The organism is Mesorhizobium delmotii, assembly GCF_900149755.1.
GTDB classification, from domain to species: domain Bacteria; phylum Pseudomonadota; class Alphaproteobacteria; order Rhizobiales; family Rhizobiaceae; genus Mesorhizobium; species Mesorhizobium delmotii.
The window spans coordinates 31,229-31,472 of the sequence record NZ_FUIG01000052.1 but is presented as its reverse complement, the minus strand read 5'-3'; positions in this window follow the sequence as shown (position 1 = coordinate 31,472).

The following is a 244-nucleotide window of genomic DNA, read 5'->3' as shown; positions in this document are numbered from 1 at the left end:
CCGAAGGCTTCAGACATTTTGTCCCCTCCATGCCTGCTCCGGTTGCTTCCGGCTGGAGCATCTTGCCGGGTGGGACTTGCACCCACTGGAAAGCGCCGCCTTGTCACGGCGCACGCCACTTCCGGTCGTTCATGACGAATCTCCGAACCGGACGTTCGCGCTAGGCTCGGAATCGACCCCATAGCTGCCGTTCCCGCGATACAAAGAGCTGTTGCAAGTTGGCATCAGCTGGAGCCGACGCTGA